Raw genomic sequence first — 16,113 nt, forward strand, 5'->3', positions numbered from 1 at the left:
ACAATGAGTGTGCAATTAGGCATTAACCCGCTGACGTGGACGAACGACGATCTGCCTTCCCTCGGCGCGGAAACCTCGCTGGAGACCTGCCTGAGCGAAGGGAAAGAGGCCGGTTTTGCTGGCTTTGAGCTGGGCAACAAATTCCCGCGTGAAGCGCGCCTGCTTGGCCCGATTTTGCAGCGCCACGACCTGCAGCTGGTCTCTGGCTGGTACTCCGGCCGCCTGCTGGAGCGCAGCGTGGAGGAGGAGATCGCCGCCGTGCAGCCGCACCTGACGCTGCTGCGCGAGCTGGGGGCGAAGGTGCTGGTCTTTGCGGAAGTGAGCGGCTGCATTCACGGCGAGCAGCAGACCCCGGTGCATCTGCGTCCGCGCTTCCCTCAGGCGCGCTGGAAGGAGTACGGCGAGAAGCTCACCGAATTTGCCCGCTACACGCAGCAGCAGGGAGTCCAGATTGCTTACCATCATCATATGGGCACGGTGATTGAGTCCGCCGACGACGTGGACAACCTGATGACCCACACCGGAGAGGCGGTGGGACTGCTGCTGGACACCGGTCACCTGACCTTTGCCGGGGCCGATCCGCTGGCGGTGGCGCAGCGCTGGGCGTCGCGCATCAACCACGTTCACTGCAAAGACGTGCGCGCCGACGTGCTGGCGGACGTGAAAAACCGCAAAACAAGCTTCCTCGATGCGGTGCTGAGCGGCGTGTTTACCGTGCCGGGCGACGGCTGCGTCGATTACCCGCCGATCATGAGTCTGCTGAAGGCGCAGGACTATCGCGGCTGGCTGGTGGTGGAGGCCGAGCAGGATCCGGCGATTGCCCATCCGCTGACCTACGCTCGTCTGGGGTATAACAACCTGAGCCGCCTGGCGCGCGACGCCGGGCTTATTTGAGGAGGTGACATGTCACGTCTGTTATCACGCTGGCAGCAGCCGAACGCGGAGGGGCGCACTCAGTCCGTCACCCCGGAACGCGCAGGGTGGGGGTACGTCGGGTTTGAGGCGTATGAGCTGCAGGAGGGGCAGACGCTGACGCTGCCCGCCGTCAGGGAAGAACGCTGCCTGGTGCTGGTCGCCGGGCGCGCCTCTATCACCACTCCTTCCGCGCAGTTTAACGATATCGGCGAGCGGATGAGCCCCTTCGAGCGCATCAAACCGTGGGCAGTGTACGTTACCCCGCAGGAGACGGTGCAGGTGAAGGCGCTGACGGCGCTGGAGCTGGCGGTCTGCGCCGCGCCGGGCAAGAGCTCGTACCCGACGCGGCTGATTGCCCCGCAGGATATCGACGCTGAAGCGCGCGGCAAGGGGCACAACCAGCGCTACGTGCACAACATTCTGCCGGAAGACAAGCCCGCCGACAGCCTGCTGGTGGTGGAGGTCTGGACTAGCGAGGGCTGTACCAGCTCGTACCCGAGCCACAAGCATGACACGGATAACCCGCCGCAGGAGACCTACCTGGAGGAGACCTACTATCATCGCCTCAACCCGGAGCAGGGGTTCTGCATGCAGCGCGTCTACACCGACGACAGAACGCTGGATGAGTGTATGGCGGTCTACAACCGTGACGTGGTGATGGTGCCGAAGGGGTATCACCCGGTGGCGACGATAGCGGGGTATGACAGCTACTACCTCAACGTGATGGCCGGTCCGGTGCGCAAATGGATGTTCACCTGGGAAGAGGACCACGCGTGGATTAATCGCGATTATCCCGCAGAGAGGGGGGGGCTGAGACGGCCTTTCTTGTCGGGTGGCGCTGCGCTTACCCGGCCTACGAAATCGTAGGTTCGTGCAAGCGTAGCGCCGCCGGGCGAATTGTCCTCAGTGTGTCCGCCTCGCCTGCTCAATCGTCCGGGCGATGGCTTCCGGCTGACTCACCATCGACACGTGGCTCGCGGCCACCTCGGTGGTTTTCGCATGTATCGCCTTCGCCATTGCACGTTCCAGGTCGGGGTTGATCATCCGGTCATGCTTGCTGACCACAAACCAGCTCGGTTTATCATGCCACGCCGCGTGAGTCACCTTTTCACCAAACGCATCGGCCTTAATTGGCCCCTGCGTGGCCGCGATAGCGTTTTGTTCACCCGGCTTCACGTCAGGCGCGAAGTCCTTCCTGACGGCTTCCGTCGGCAGGTATAAATAGCCATCCGCCGTTTTAGCGATGCCCGCGCTACCCGGCGGCGGAGGGAAGCTACCTGCCAGATCCGCCGTCGACTGGCCGGAATCCGGCGCGAACGCCGCCACATACACCAGCGATTTTACCCGTGCATCGTTGCCCGCCTCGCTAATGACGGTTCCGCCCCAGGAGTGGCCTACCAGCACCACGTCGCCGTGCGTCCGGGCGATGGCCCGTTTTGTGGCGGCAACATCATCCTTAAGCGAGGTGAGTGGGAGCTGGACGGCAATGACCTCTGCGTGCTGTTTCTGCAGAAGGGTTATCACCTTATTCCAGCTGCTGCCGTCGGCAAACGCGCCGTGCACCAGCACGACGCTGGTTTTATTTTCCGCGAAGGCGCTGGCAGAAAGCGCCAGCAGGCCCGCTGTCAGTACAGACAGTGCTTTCATGTTCAGACTCCTTAAAAATGGTGGATCGCCGCGTGGGGCGGGACGGTGAATTCAATGGTTTTGTGGTCGAGCGGCTTGTGCGTCGGGTCAGCCAGGATGATCGTTACCTTGTGCTTGCCGGCGGGCAGCCCCACCAGGATCACCGGCTCGCCGCTGGCGTCAGCCCAGTGCCACGGCGCGCCGTCCACCACCACGTGAATGTGCCCGATGCGCGGGGTCACCTTGAGCGCCTCGGGGCCGAATACCGGCTCGATGCGCAGGTTTTCGGCCCGGTACTGAATAAACACCGCGCCTTTGCTCAGCGGCCCGGCAAGCGGCGGATCGACGATCAGTTTTGCAGGCGGTTGCGGCTGCGCCAGCGGGGCAACGGCGGCGGGGCCGTTAACGTCCGCGGCGCTCAGGTTGTCCAGCGGCATGGCCTGGGCATGTGTTACAGAGGCCAGGACGAGCAGGGGTAAAATTGCGTAACGACGAATCATGGTTCTCTCCTCATCAGTTCTGAATGACGACAGGGAAAGAAAACCATTTTTATGTATCGGAGATATTTGCCGGAGGGGGCGTTTTGTACCCGTTTGTCAGCGCGTCGCGCGGGATACAGTGCGATACAGTTTGCCTACCGGGATGGCGCACGATCGCTATCGCCAGCCCGGCAATCACCAGCGTTAACCCCGTCGACACTCCCATTGCACCCGCGATCCCCAGCGTTTTGTTCAGCCACGCATAGGCAAACGGTGCGGCTGCGGCCATCAGCTGGCCCGGGATAAGCAGCATGCCCGTGCGGCGGGCATAGCTTTCCGTGCTAAACAGCTCCAGTGGCAGCGTGGCTTTTACTATGGTGACCAGCCCGTTGATGGCGCCGTAGCCCAGCACAAACCCGGCCGCGCACCAGACAAACAGGGTGCTGCTTATTCCCACAAGAAAACACAGCGGCATGGCAAGAGCGGTAAAAAGCGTAAGTTTGAAGGGGGTTAAGCGGCCACCTGCCAGCACCTCCAGCGAGCGCGCGCCCGTCTGGCCGATCCCCCACAGCATGCCGATGGCGACCGGCAGGCCAAAGTGGGCAATAAACTCCGGCAGATGGGTGGAGGTGCCGTTAGAGACAAAGGTGATAAGGGCGATGAAGGCCGCATAAAGCCAGGCGTTACGCCGCTCGTTGCGCAGGGGCGGCGCGATGGCCTTTGTGTTTTCCGTCAGCCGCTGCCGGGGAAGCGTGCGGATCAGCACTGCGCTCAGCAGGCCAAGCAGGGCATAAATGCGTAACGCGTCCTGCCAGCTCATGATGTGAAGCAGGCCATCGCCCAGCGGCCAGAAGACGGCAGACGCCAGCCCGCCCATCAGCGTAATAAGTGAGATCGTCCCGCGTGCCTGCTGACCATATAGATTAACCAGCGCGGCGAACAGTGCGTCATACAGCGACAGACGCATCCCGATGCCGCACAGTAGCCAGGCGCCGTACCAGCCAGACAGCGTCCGGGTATACGCCATACCGGCGCAGCTTGCGGCAATCAGCAGCGTTCCGCCCATTACCACTTTCTGTCCGCCAAAGCGTGCCAGCAGACGGGCGACGAAAGGGGAGACCGCGGCCATCACCAGCATCGCCAGCGTCAGGCCGAGGTAAATCTGCGGCGCTGACCATCCCCGGTCGGCTGAAATGGTCCGCGCAAAGGTGCCGGGCAGATAAAACGAGATCCCCCAGTTGATAAGCTGATTACATCCGGCAGTAAGGGCAAGGCGACGAGGCAGGGCAGGTGTTTCCATTGTTTTTCATTCCGTTATGCAGTTGTCCTGAGCATAGCGAGCGCGGTATTGTGCTGGCAGGCCTGCAACCTTATGCGCTGTATAAGAGAAACTTTGAATGACGACGCTTAACCTTGGCTATCTCGCGACGTTCCGTCTGGTGATCCAGCGCGGCAGCTTTTCGGCGGCGGCGGATCTGCTGGGCATTTCCCAGCCCGCCGTTAGTCTGCAAATACGTCAGCTGGAGCAGTTTCTGCAAACGCGGCTGGTGGAGCGTACCGGGCGGGGCATTAAGGCCACGGCGGCAGGAGAGTCACTGCTGGTTCACGGAGAGCGCATTCAGCAGGTTGTGGACGAAACCCTGCGGTCCGTGAGCGCGTTCAGCCACGATGTCAGCGGGACCATTACTCTTGGCACGGGGGCGACGGCCTGTATCCACCTTCTGCCGCCCCTGCTGGAGCAGCTGCGCCGCGACTATCCGCTCCTGCGGGTGGGCGTAACAACGGGCAACACCCTCGATATCGTCAGGGCCATTGAAGAGAACCGTCTCGATATGGGGCTGGTGACGCTGCCGGTAAGCGGCAGAGCGCTGGACGTTATGCCGGTGATGGACGAGGAGTTTGTTTTTATCGCGTCGCGGGAACAGCAGGATGCTTTCAGGGAGTTAACCCCGGAGGCGCTCCATGCCCAGCCGCTGATCGCCTTTGAGTCTGGCAGCGGTACCCGGGCGCTCATTGATGGCTGGTTTGCGGCCAATGGGTTAGCGATCGCGCCGGTGATGCAGCTTGGCAGCATTGAGGCGATTAAGCGCATGGTTCGGGTGGGGCTCGGCTACAGTATCGTTCCGCGAATGGCGGTTGAGCATGATGCTGACCGTGAAGGGCTCTGCGTCATGTCGCTCACGCCCGTGCTGCAGCGCCAGCTCGCCATCGTGATGCGGCAGGACAAGATCCTCAGCAAAGGGATCGCGGGGATTATTCGGCTGGTGCAAAACCCATCGCAGGGCTAGCGGTCAGCGGCGTCGACGTTCAGGCTGGACTGCTGCGACTGGATTTTGTCCTGATGGTGATACCAGGCGCCGATGGAAGAGTAAACGAAGCGGCCAAAGAAAAACAGAAAGCTGATGAGCAGTATAATGCGGGTCATCCGGGTGTTAAAACGGTGTCGTTTGCGCATACGCGTGGCCTGACTCACTCTTCTTTTTCCTGGGCATGCCCTTCTGGGCGACGGGGATATTAAGGCACAGCGGAAAGAGAGGGTCAATTCCGTCATGTGTAAATAACCGTCAACGTTTACATTAATTATTGTTATTGAAATTAATATTTGCATTTACCATATTGATAATATGAAGAAAATTATTTCAAAAAAACGCTGTGCAAAGCTTATTTGCGTAAAATAGTTTGATTTATGTCAACGGATTTCCGGCCCTGATATTTAAAATCCCTCCTCCATACCGTTCGCCCCGCACGTCGCCGGGCTGCGCCAGGTCAGGTTGGATGCCTGTCATTATTTTCCTTCTGGAGAAAAAGGGTTTAACCGGGCATCTATGAACATTTTTGCTTTCCTGAAAAAGAATCAACACCGCTGGTGGGTATTGCCGCTTATTTTACCGGTGGTTTTACTTCCCGTACTGAGCGTGGCGAATACGTTCACGCACCTGGGCGACGGGATAGCGGCACTTTATTATTTACCGCTCTCGTTTTTGCTTTCGCTGATGATGTTTTTTGGTCTGGAAGCCCTTCCCGGGATCGTGTTGTCGCTGTTTATCCGTTATTACCCGTCGGTCGGGATGTTTGAAACCGTCGCCGGCGTGCTCCATTTTATTGTCCCTATAGTGCTTAGCTGGGGCGGCTACCGGGTGTTTGCGCCCAGACGCAATATGACGGCGTACGGCGACGTACGGCTGATGGCGCAGCGCATCTTCTGGCAGGCCTTCTGCCCCGCGACGCTGTTTCTGCTGTTGTTCCAGTTTGCGGTGTATCTGGGCGTGTACGAGAGTCGCCAGAGCCTGGCAGGGCTTAACCCCCTCAACATTCGCACGCTGATCAACTATCAGGCCTTGCTGGTAAGCGGTCTGACGGGCGTGCCGTTAAGTTATCTGCTGATCCGCCTGATTCGTCATCCGCGCTATCTCAAAAGCCTCATCTCGCAGATCCGTACCCAGATAGACAAAAAGGTGACGCGCGCTGAGTTTCTGATTTGGGCCATTGCGCTTGCCGGGCTGCTTTCGCTCCTGCTGCTGCCGATGAATGAAAACAGTTCGATTTTCACCACTAACTACACCCTGTCGCTGCTGATGCCGGTGATGCTCTGGGGAGCGATGCGCTTTGGCTATAAGCTGATTTCGCTTATCTGGATCCCGATACTGCTGGTGTCTATTCACTATTTTTACCGCTATATCCCCGTGAACCAGGGGTACGACATTCAGCTGGCAATCACCTCTTCCAGCTATCTAGTCTTCTCGTTTGTGGTGATTTACATGTCGATGCTGGCGACCCGGCAGCGGGCGGTGAACAAACGCTCCCGCAGGCTGGCGCTGCTCGACCCGGTTCTGCATATGCCTAACCTGCGGGCGCTCTCGCGAGATCTGGCAAAAAACCCGTGGTCGGCGCTCTGTTTACTCCGCGTTCCGGAGCTTGAAATTCTGGGCCGTAACTATGGCGTGTTACTGCGCATTCAGTACAAACAGCAGTTGGCGCAATGGATTAACGGCACGCTCCAGCCCAATGAGCAGGTCTATCACCTGACGGGCTGTGACATGGCGGTTCGCCTTAACGCCGAATCGCACCAGCAGCGGATTGAGACCCTGGACGAGCACATCAAGCAGTTCCGCTTTGTCTGGGACGGCATGCCGCTGCAGCCGCAGGTGGGGGTGAGCTACTGCTATGTGCGTTCGCCGGTTAACCACCTCTATCTGGTGCTGGGTGAGCTGGGGGTGGTGGCCGATCTGTCGCTCTCCTCTAACCACCCGGAAAATCTTCAGCAGCGCGGCGCCGTCCATCTGCAGCGCAGCCTGAAGGATAAAGTCGCGGTGATGAGTCGCCTGCAGCGTGCGCTGGATAACAACGCATTCACGCTGCTCGTTCAGCCCGTACGCGGCCTGCGTGGCGATAGGTACCATGAGGTCTTGCTGCGTATGACTGATGCAAACGGGCTGTTGATCTCCCCTGAACAATTCCTGCCGATAGCCCAGGAGTTTGGCCTCTCTTCGCGGGTGGATTTGTGGGTGCTGGAGCATACGCTGCGCTTCCTCGCCGCGCATCGCGAACGGCTGCCCGGCCAGCGCTTTGCCATTAATCTGGCCCCTTCAACGGTGTGTCGGGTGCAGTTCCCGCTTGAGGTGAGTCGCCTTCTGGCGAAATATGCCATTGAGCCGTGGCAGCTGATCTTTGAAGTGACGGAGTGCAGCACCTTCTGCAACGCCGAGCAGGGGCTCCACATCCTGCGGCAGCTGCAGAAAATGGGGGTACGCATTGCGATCGATGATTTTGGTACCGGCTATGCGAGCTATGCGCGGCTGAAAAGCGTGGATGCGGACATTCTCAAAATCGACGGCGATTTCATCCGCAATATCGTCAACAACAGTCTGGATTACCAGATTGTGGCCTCTATCTGTCATCTGGCGCGCATGAAGAAGATGCTGGTGGTGGCGGAATATGTCGAGACCGAAGAGATACGTAGCGCGGTGCACGCGCTAGGCATTGATTATGTGCAGGGCTATCTGATTGGCAGACCGGCACCGCTTGAGTCACTGCTGGAAGCAGAGGCGTCCACGGCGGACGCCTGAGCCGTTACGCGGCGACGTCGGCGCTATCTTCCTCGATTTTGAGCATCCAGCCGGTGACCGCTTCCCAGTACTGCTGCTCTTTTTCCAGGTCCAGCAGGACCAGCGCGTTCTGGCTGAACCAGTCGTGCGGGAAGCTCAGCGTCCAGTGGTGATCGTCGGTTTTCAGCTTCAGCGTCGGCGGTGTGGTGGTGGCCTGACGCTGATTGTTCAGCAGCACGCCCAGGCGCAGCAGCTGAATAAGCGGCAGGAACTGCTTTTTCTTAAACAGCGTGAAGCGCGGCAGATCGTCGAGCTTGATGGCTTTACGGTGATAGCGCACCAGGGTCGCCATCATGGTTTGCTGCTCCTGGTTGAAGCCGGGCAGATCGCTGTTTTGCAGAATATACGCTGAATGGCGGTGCATCCCGCTGTGGTTGATGTTCAGCCCCACCTCGTGCAGCATCGCGGCCCATTTCAGCAGCGCGGCAAGCTGCGGGTGCGCCAGCTTGGGGTTCTGCTCCTGCCACTGCTCGTACATCTGCACCGTGGTTTCCAGCACGCGCTTCGCCTGCTCGCGGTCGATGTTGTACTGGTTGGCCAGGCTCTGCGCGGTGCGGCTGCGAATGTCCTGATGGCGGAAGCGGCCCTCCATCTCATACAGCACCCCCTCACGCAGCGCGCCGTCGGAAAGGCGCAGCTCTTTAATCGCCAGGGCGTCAAACACGCCGCAGAGAATAGCCAGGCCCGGCACGAAGACTGCCTTACGCTCGTCGGAAAGCCCCGGCAGGCTTAGGGCATCAAAACTTTTATGCTTCAGCACCTCTTCGGTCAGCAGGGTCAGGCGTTCAGGCGTGATAAAACCGTCTTTTTCACCCATCGCCAGCAGCACTTCATGCGCCGCCTTGATGGTGCCCGACGCGCCCAGCGCCACGTTCCAGCCCTGAATGCGGTACTGCCAGGCCAGATTCTCCAGCTTCTGGATCGCAGCCATTTTCGCCCGCTGGAAGTTTTCACGGGTAATGGTGCCGCCGGGGAAGTACATCTGCGCGAAGCTGACGCAGCCCATGCGACGGCTCTCCACCAGGCGCGGCTCAAAGTCTTCGCCGATCACCAGCTCCGTAGAACCACCGCCGATGTCGATCACCAGCTTGCGCCCTTTTTCCGGCTGGGTATGTTCAACGCCCATGAAAATCAGACGCGCCTCCTCGTTACCGGAGATGATCTCAATCGGGTAGGGGATCACTTTTTCGGCCCGCTTGAGGAACTCCGGCGCGTTCAGCGCCTGGCGCAGCGTGTGGGTGCCCACGATGCAAACGCTGGAGGGCGAGAAGCCCTGCAGGCGTTCGGCAAACAGCGACAGGCAGTTTAAACCACGCTCCATCGCCTCTTCGCTGAGCATGCTGCGCTCATCAAGCCCATCCGCCAGGTGTACGCGCTGCTTCAGACGACCGATGATCTGCAGCGCGCCATCCACCTCACGGGCGATGACCATGTGAAAACTGTTAGAGCCAAGATCGACCGCGGCGTATTCCTGCGGGCGTGGGGTCTTATCATTTATCGGCATAGGTTAATCGGGTTGCTCGAGTGATTTGATATAGTCGTAAATCGCCAGCTGTGACCGCACTTTACGGCGGTTGCCGCGCGGTACGTAGCGGTTACTGAGTTCTTTGTCGATATAGCGCGCCTTCACCGTATCGCTGAACAGGATCTCGATAATGTCGAGGATACGCTGTTTCAGACGCGGATCCAGCAGCGGCGTCGCGACTTCAATTCGATAGTCAATATTGCGCGTCATCCAGTCTGCTGAAGAGAGATAGACCTGTTTATCGCCCGCATTATCGAAAATATAGACCCGATCGTGCTCCAGGTAGCGGTCAACAATGCTGATCACGCGAATATTGTCGCTGATGCCTTCCAGTTCCGGAATAAGCGAGCACATGCCGCGGATCAGCAGGTTAACCGGCACGCCGGAGCTGGACGCCGCATACAGCCTGTCCACCAGCCCTTTATCGACCAGGTTGTTAAGCTTCAGCGTGATGCCGGACGACAAGCCTTTCTGGGCATTGGCGATCTCTTTATCGATCATATCGTACAGCAGGCGGCGCGAGTTCTGCGGTGAGACCAGTAGATAGTCGAAGCTCACCGGACGGTACGGGTTTTCGATAAAGTTAAAGACCCGGCGCACTTCGTTGGTAATGCGGGCGTCAGCGGTTAAGAGCGAGTAGTCGGTATAAATCCGCGCAGTTTTTTCGTTAAAGTTCCCGGTGCCGATGTGGGCATAGCGCACCACGTCATCACCCTCTTTACGCGAGATCAGGAACAGCTTGGCGTGAATTTTCAGACCCGGCGCGGAGAAGATCACGTGCACGCCCGCTTCCGTCAGGCGGCGCGCCCAGTGAATGTTCGCCTCTTCGTCGAAGCGCGCCTGCAGCTCAACCACCACGGTGACTTTTTTGCCGTTGTGTGCCGCGTGGATCATCGCGTCGATGATGCGGGAATCTTTTGCCACGCGGTAGATGTTGATTTTGATCGCCAGCACGTTCGGGTCGAACGAGGCCTGACGCAGCAGCTCCAGCACGTGTTCAAAGGTGTGGTACGGGTAGTAGAGCAGCACGTCGCGCTCGCGGATGGCGTCGAATCCGTTGCGGAACTTATCGAACCAGATATGACGCAGGCGCGGCAGCGGTTTGTTCACCAGATTGGCTTTGCCAACGTTCGGGAAGCCAATGAAGTCTTTAAAGTTGTGGTAACGGCCACCCGGCACGATGGAGTCATAGCGCGAAATGGTCAGCTTCTCGCGCAGCATCTCCACCATGGCGTCCGGCATGTCGCGCTGATAGACAAAGCGCACCGGCTCGGCCGTCAGGCGCTGTTTCAGGCTGGAGGACATCAGCTCCATCAGGCTGGCTTCCATCTCGTGCACCAGGTCATATTCGGCGTCACGGGTCATCTTCATCGAGTAGGCGTTTAACGCATCGTAATCGAAGAAGCCTTTGAAGATGTCGTCCAGGCAGTAGCGCAGGATGTTATCCAGCAGGATCATCGGCTTGCGTCTGCGCGGGGTTTCCGGCGGCAGGTTCACGAAGCGCGGCACCTTGTCGGACGGGATCTCCAGCAGGGCATAACGGATGGATTCACCGCGAATAATTTCCACCGCCAGGTAGGTGTAGTCATCCTTCAGGAATTGCACCAGATCGGTTTCGCGGTTGATGAGAATCGGGGTAATGTGCTGGCGCAGGTACTGTTTAAAGTAGTGGCGCAGCCAGTTTTGTTGGTTAACGGAAAGCTGACGTTCGTTAATCAGGAAGATTTGATTGCGCGCCATCTCCAGCAGCAGTTCGTTATACAGGCCGTCAAATTCCTGATCGGCTTTCAGCACGCGGGACTGGATTTTGCCCAGCAGATGCCGCGAGTGCGAGTTTAAGCCCTGTTCTTCGCTGATGATGATGCGTCTTTTCAGCTCGGCAAAGCGAACCTTGTAGAACTCATCCAGGTTGTTGGAATAAATGCCTAAAAAACGCATGCGTTCGATCAGCGGGTTACTTTTGTCTGCCGCTTCCTGGAGTACACGTTCGTTAAATGCTAACCAGCTTAGCTCTTTCTCGATATATAACTTTTCCTGACCCATTACAGCTCACACTCCAGTTCAATCACAGGACGTGGTAAATCCGTCTCGTCCTTATTATGGCGAGCATTTCCACGATATGTCCAACAGTGCCAGAAAAGTATGACAGTTATTTTTTTTGTTGGGGAATTTAGCGGGTTGGGGGAGGGAATATCGGGTAAGCGAAGCGCCACCCGACATAGCAAACTACTCTTCGGCCGCATAACTCTGCGGGGGCAACTTCACGCCGTCCAGCCAGGCTGCGCCGTCGCGCATTTCGAGACGCCCGTCGACAAACCAGCTTACCACCAGCGGGTAAATGGCGTGCTCCTGCGTCTGCACGCGTTCGGTCACGTCGTCTTCGTTGTCGCCGTCAAAGACCGGGACTTTCGCCTGCAGGATCACCGGGCCACCGTCCAGCTCGTCGGTCACGAAATGGACGGAGGTACCGTGCTCCTCGTCACCGTTTTCCAGCACCTGACGATGGGTATGCAGGCCGGGATATTTTGGCAGCAGGGAAGGGTGAATATTCAGCAGTCGACCGGCGTAGTGTTCGACGAAGGCCGGGCTCAGAATACGCATATAGCCCGCCAGCACCACGAGGTCGGGCGCGTAGGCGTCAATCTCCTGCACCAGCTCGCGGTCAAAGGCTTCACGTCCGGCGAACTGGCTGGCTTCCAGCGCGTGAGCGGGAATGTTCGCTTCCCGCGCGCGCTCAAGGCCGAACGCGTCGGCCTTGTTGCTGAAAACTGCCCGAATGGTGCCATTGATTTTCTTCTGTTTGCAGGCGTCAATGATGGCCTGCAAATTGCTTCCGTTGCCGGAAATGAGCACCACGATGTTTTTCATTCAATGACCACACGCTGTTCGGAATCGGAGGCTTTAATCGTACCGATTTTCCACGCGTTTTCACCTTTCTCGGTCAGCAGCTTAACCGCTTTATCCGCTTCGCTTGCCGGCAGGGCGATAACCATGCCCACGCCGCAGTTAAAGGTACGGTACATTTCGTGAGAGCTTACGTTGCCTGCATTCTGCAGCCAGTTAAAGACGGCTGGCCACTGCCATGAGGATTCGGCGATCACCGCCTGGGTGTTGTCCGGCAGCACGCGCGGGATGTTTTCCCAGAAGCCGCCGCCGGTCAGGTGAGCAATAGCGTGAACGTCAACGTTCTCGATAAGCTCCAGCACGTTTTTCACGTAGATGCGGGTTGGGGCCAGCAGGTGGTCGGCCAGCGGTTTACCGTCCAGCTCGGTGGTCAGCGGATCGCAGCCGCTTACTTCGAGGATTTTACGCACCAGAGAGTAGCCGTTAGAGTGCGGGCCGCTGGAGGCCAGCGCGATCAGCACATCGCCATCGGCCACTTTGCTGCCGTCGATAATTTCTGATTTTTCTACTACGCCGACGCAGAAGCCCGCGACGTCATAATCTTCGCCGTGGTACATGCCCGGCATTTCAGCGGTTTCACCGCCCACCAGCGCACAGCCGGACTGCAGACAGCCTTCGGCGATACCGTTAATGACGCTGGCTGCGGTATCCACATCAAGTTTGCCGGTCGCGTAGTAATCGAGGAAGAACAGCGGCTCTGCGCCCTGAACCACCAGGTCGTTCACACACATCGCAACCAGATCGATACCGATCGTGTCGTGACGTTTTAAATCCATCGCCAGGCGCAGCTTGGTGCCTACGCCGTCAGTACCCGAGACCAGAACAGGTTCACGATATTTTTGCGGCAGCGCGCACAGTGCGCCGAATCCACCCAGACCACCCATCACTTCCGGGCGGCGGGTTTTCTTCACCACACCTTTGATTCGGTCAACCAGCGCATTACCTGCGTCAATATCAACACCGGCATCTTTGTAGCTGAGAGAAGTTTTGTTGGTCACGGCTTAAATCCCCACGCGATTGCATAGCTAGTAAGAAAAATCGGCGCAATTCTAACAGTCCAGGCAAACGTTTGCGAGCCTATTCTGGACGTGGGGATCTTTTTTTCTGTATAGCCCGTAAATGCAGCCAAACTTGACTCCGTTCACGAAAATGAAACCGGTTTCGGCGATCTGCTTGCAACGAATATCCCCTTTGCACATCATCGAACTGAAACCGGTTTCTGTAATTGTTTTTGCAGAAAATAACGCAGAATGAGGGAAAGCGAATGTCAGGATTCAAAGCAGATTTTCTGTGGGGTGGGGCCGTTGCGGCGCACCAGCTTGAGGGCGGCTGGAAAGAGGGCGGTAAGGGCGTAAGCGTTGCCGACGTCATGACCGCGGGCGCCCACGGCGTGCCGCGTGAAATCACCAACGGCGTGCTGGAGGGGAAAAACTACCCTAACCATGAGGCTATCGATTTCTACCACCGTTATAAAGAAGACATCAAACTCTTTGCCGAGATGGGGTTCAAATGCTTCCGTACCTCTATCGCCTGGACGCGTATCTTCCCGAAAGGCGACGAGCTGGAGCCGAACGAGGCGGGCCTCAAATTCTATGACGATCTGTTCGACGAATGCCTGAAGTACGGCATCGAACCGGTTATCACGCTTTCCCACTTTGAGATGCCGTTCCACCTGGTGACGGAATACGGCGGCTGGCGCAACCGTAAGCTGATCGACTTCTTCGTGCGTTTTGCAAAGGTCGTTTTTGAGCGTTACCAGCACAAGGTGAAGTACTGGATGACCTTTAACGAGATCAACAACCAGGCTAACTTCCACGAAGACTTTGCGCCATTTACCAACTCCGGGCTGAAGTACGCGCCTGGTGAAGACCGCGAGCCGGTGATGTTCCAGGCGGCGCACTACGAACTGGTGGCCAGCGCCCTGGCGGTGAAGGCGGGCCGCGAGATTAACCCGTCGCTGCAGATCGGCTGCATGATTGCCATGTGCCCCATCTACCCGCTGACCTGTGCGCCGGACGACATGATGATGGCGATGAACGCCATGCACCGTCGCTACTGGTTTACCGACGTTCACGTGCGCGGCAAATATCCGCAGCATCTGCTCAACTACTTCGAACGTCGCGGCTTCGTGCTGGATATTACCGAAGAAGATAAGGCGGCGCTCACGCAGGGCTGCGTGGATTACATCGGGTTCAGCTACTACATGTCTTTCGCCACCAAAGCGACGGCAGATAACCCGGCGCTGGACTACGACGAGAGCAAGAGCCTGGTCTCCAACCCGTACGTGCAGAAATCCGACTGGGGCTGGCAGATTGATCCGGTCGGGCTGCGCTACTCCCTGAACTGGTTCTGGGATCACTATCAGCTGCCTCTGTTTATCGTTGAGAACGGCTTTGGCGCGATCGACGTGCAGGAGAGCGACGGCACGGTGAACGACCAGTACCGCATCGATTACCTTTCCGCACACATCCGCGAGATGAAAAAAGCGGTGGTGGAGGACGGCGTGGATCTGATGGGCTATACCCCGTGGGGCTGTATCGACCTGGTGTCTGCCGGAACGGGCGAAATGAAAAAACGCTACGGCTTTATCTTTGTCGATAAAGATAACGAAGGTAACGGCACCCTGAACCGCAGCAAGAAGAAATCGTTCGACTGGTATAAGCAGGTGATTGCGAGCAACGGCGACAACCTCTAATTGTCGGGTGGCGCTAACGCTTACCCGACCTACAATACACGTAGGCCAGCGTAAGCGCAGCGCCACCGGGCAAGACCCCGCACCCAAGCCGGAGCCCAGCCTCCGGTTTTTTTGTTTTTGATTGATATACGTCAAGCAAGTTGGGTATGGCGCAATCCGAAAAAAGCGGTATAATCCCGCGATTTTTTTGCGGATGCCACCTCAGAGGAGAAAGAGAATGAAGATTGTGGAAGTGAAACACCCACTCGTTAAACACAAGTTGGGCCTGATGCGTGAGCATGACATCAGCACGAAGCGTTTTCGCGAACTGGCTTCTGAAGTGGGCAGCCTGCTGACCTACGAAGCAACCTCCGATCTGGAAACGGAAAAAGTGACCATCGAAGGCTGGAACGGCCCGGTGCAGGTTGAGCAGATCAAAGGTAAGAAAATTACCGTAGTGCCTATCCTGCGTGCCGGTCTTGGCATGATGGAAGGCGTGCTGGAGCACGTACCGAGCGCGCGCATCAGCGTGGTCGGTATCTACCGTAACGAAGAGACGCTGGAGCCGGTACCTTACTTCCAGAAGCTGGTCTCTAACATCGACGAGCGCATGGCGCTGGTGGTTGACCCAATGCTGGCGACCGGCGGTTCAATGATCGCCACCATCGATCTGCTGAAAAAAGCGGGCTGCAGCAGCATTAAGGTGCTGGTTCTGGTTGCTGCTCCGGAAGGGATCGCGGCGCTGGAAAAAGCGCACCCGGACGTTGAGCTGTACACCGCCTCTATCGACCAGGGGCTGAACGAGCACGGGTACATCATCCCGGGGCTCGGCGATGCCGGCGATAAGATCTTTGGTACGAAATAATCGAATAATGATAAATAAGC

General features: G+C 57.9%; 14 protein-coding genes. 6 read left to right on the forward strand and 8 right to left on the reverse strand.

The features are described 5' to 3' along the window. Positions 1 to 3 precede the first annotated feature (3 nt). Positions 4 to 894 carry a myo-inosose-2 dehydratase gene (iolE, locus tag IM313_RS15535; protein WP_045260203.1) on the forward strand — a complete coding sequence of 297 codons (891 nt, stop codon included), beginning with the start codon at positions 4 to 6 and terminating at the stop codon, positions 892 to 894. Positions 895 to 903: 9 nt separating this feature from the next. Beyond that, positions 904 to 1,782 (forward strand): 5-deoxy-glucuronate isomerase, encoded by an 879-nt coding sequence (iolB, locus tag IM313_RS15540; RefSeq protein WP_192971213.1) that lies wholly within the window; start codon positions 904 to 906, stop codon positions 1,780 to 1,782. Between the two features lie 36 nt (positions 1,783 to 1,818). On the opposite strand, the gene IM313_RS15545 is transcribed toward iolB, so the two are convergent. From IM313_RS15545 to IM313_RS15555, 3 genes are read right to left on the reverse strand one after another with little or no spacing between them, the layout of a single operon-like run. Further along, the gene (locus IM313_RS15545) at positions 1,819 to 2,562 is read right to left on the reverse strand and encodes an alpha/beta fold hydrolase (RefSeq protein ID WP_192971214.1); all 744 of its coding nucleotides are present in this window, start codon (positions 2,560 to 2,562) and stop codon (positions 1,819 to 1,821) included. An 11-nt stretch (positions 2,563 to 2,573) separates the two neighbouring features. Then, on the reverse strand, positions 2,574 to 3,041 hold the full coding sequence (locus IM313_RS15550) for a DUF6130 family protein (protein ID WP_192971215.1): 468 nt from the start codon (positions 3,039 to 3,041) through the stop codon (positions 2,574 to 2,576). A 49-nt stretch (positions 3,042 to 3,090) separates the two neighbouring features. Next, positions 3,091 to 4,320 (reverse strand): MFS transporter, encoded by a 1,230-nt coding sequence (locus IM313_RS15555; RefSeq protein ID WP_192971216.1) that lies wholly within the window; start codon positions 4,318 to 4,320, stop codon positions 3,091 to 3,093. A gap of 97 nt (positions 4,321 to 4,417) precedes the next feature. On the opposite strand from IM313_RS15555, the gene IM313_RS15560 reads away from it, so the two are divergent. Further along, positions 4,418 to 5,308 (forward strand): LysR family transcriptional regulator, encoded by an 891-nt coding sequence (locus tag IM313_RS15560; protein ID WP_045631007.1) that lies wholly within the window; start codon positions 4,418 to 4,420, stop codon positions 5,306 to 5,308. Here the strand turns inward: IM313_RS15560 and IM313_RS15565 are convergent. Beyond that, positions 5,305 to 5,475: a YfgG family protein gene (locus IM313_RS15565; RefSeq protein WP_023337595.1), complete on the reverse strand. Its 171-nt coding sequence runs from the start codon at positions 5,473 to 5,475 to the stop codon at positions 5,305 to 5,307. The genes IM313_RS15560 and IM313_RS15565 overlap by 4 nt on opposite strands. Before the next feature lie 370 nt (positions 5,476 to 5,845). Here IM313_RS15565 and IM313_RS15570 point away from each other — a divergent pair, with 370 nt between their 5' ends. Beyond that, positions 5,846 to 8,086, forward strand: a complete 2,241-nt coding sequence (locus tag IM313_RS15570) for an EAL domain-containing protein (protein ID WP_028014035.1) — start codon at positions 5,846 to 5,848, stop codon at positions 8,084 to 8,086. Between the two features lie 4 nt (positions 8,087 to 8,090). On the opposite strand, the gene ppx is transcribed toward IM313_RS15570, so the two are convergent. From ppx to purM, 4 genes are all read right to left on the reverse strand, one after another. Beyond that, on the reverse strand, positions 8,091 to 9,629 hold the full coding sequence (ppx, locus tag IM313_RS15575; protein WP_028014034.1) for an exopolyphosphatase: 1,539 nt from the start codon (positions 9,627 to 9,629) through the stop codon (positions 8,091 to 8,093). Positions 9,630 to 9,632: 3 nt separating this feature from the next. Continuing rightward, a complete protein-coding gene (gene ppk1, locus IM313_RS15580; protein WP_028014033.1) occupies positions 9,633 to 11,693 on the reverse strand; it encodes a polyphosphate kinase 1 in 2,061 nt (686 codons plus the stop codon). 183 nt (positions 11,694 to 11,876) lie between these two features. Then, on the reverse strand, positions 11,877 to 12,518 hold the full coding sequence (gene purN, locus IM313_RS15585; RefSeq protein ID WP_192971217.1) for a phosphoribosylglycinamide formyltransferase: 642 nt from the start codon (positions 12,516 to 12,518) through the stop codon (positions 11,877 to 11,879). Continuing rightward, on the reverse strand, positions 12,515 to 13,552 hold the full coding sequence (gene purM, locus IM313_RS15590) for a phosphoribosylformylglycinamidine cyclo-ligase (RefSeq protein WP_192971218.1): 1,038 nt from the start codon (positions 13,550 to 13,552) through the stop codon (positions 12,515 to 12,517). The genes purN and purM overlap by 4 nt, the downstream gene beginning before the upstream one ends. A 266-nt stretch (positions 13,553 to 13,818) precedes the next feature. Between purM and IM313_RS15595 the strand changes: the two genes are divergently transcribed. Together IM313_RS15595 and upp are read left to right on the forward strand one after the other, a co-directional pair. Further along, the gene (locus tag IM313_RS15595) at positions 13,819 to 15,249 is read left to right on the forward strand and encodes a 6-phospho-beta-glucosidase (protein ID WP_192971219.1); all 1,431 of its coding nucleotides are present in this window, start codon (positions 13,819 to 13,821) and stop codon (positions 15,247 to 15,249) included. Positions 15,250 to 15,466: 217 nt separating this feature from the next. Further along, on the forward strand, positions 15,467 to 16,093 hold the full coding sequence (gene upp, locus IM313_RS15600) for a uracil phosphoribosyltransferase (RefSeq protein ID WP_008501641.1): 627 nt from the start codon (positions 15,467 to 15,469) through the stop codon (positions 16,091 to 16,093). The last annotated feature ends 20 nt before the right edge of the window (positions 16,094 to 16,113 follow it).

The sequence above is a fragment of the Enterobacter cloacae complex sp. P2B genome, from assembly GCF_014895985.1.
Lineage (GTDB): Bacteria > Pseudomonadota > Gammaproteobacteria > Enterobacterales > Enterobacteriaceae > Enterobacter > Enterobacter bugandensis.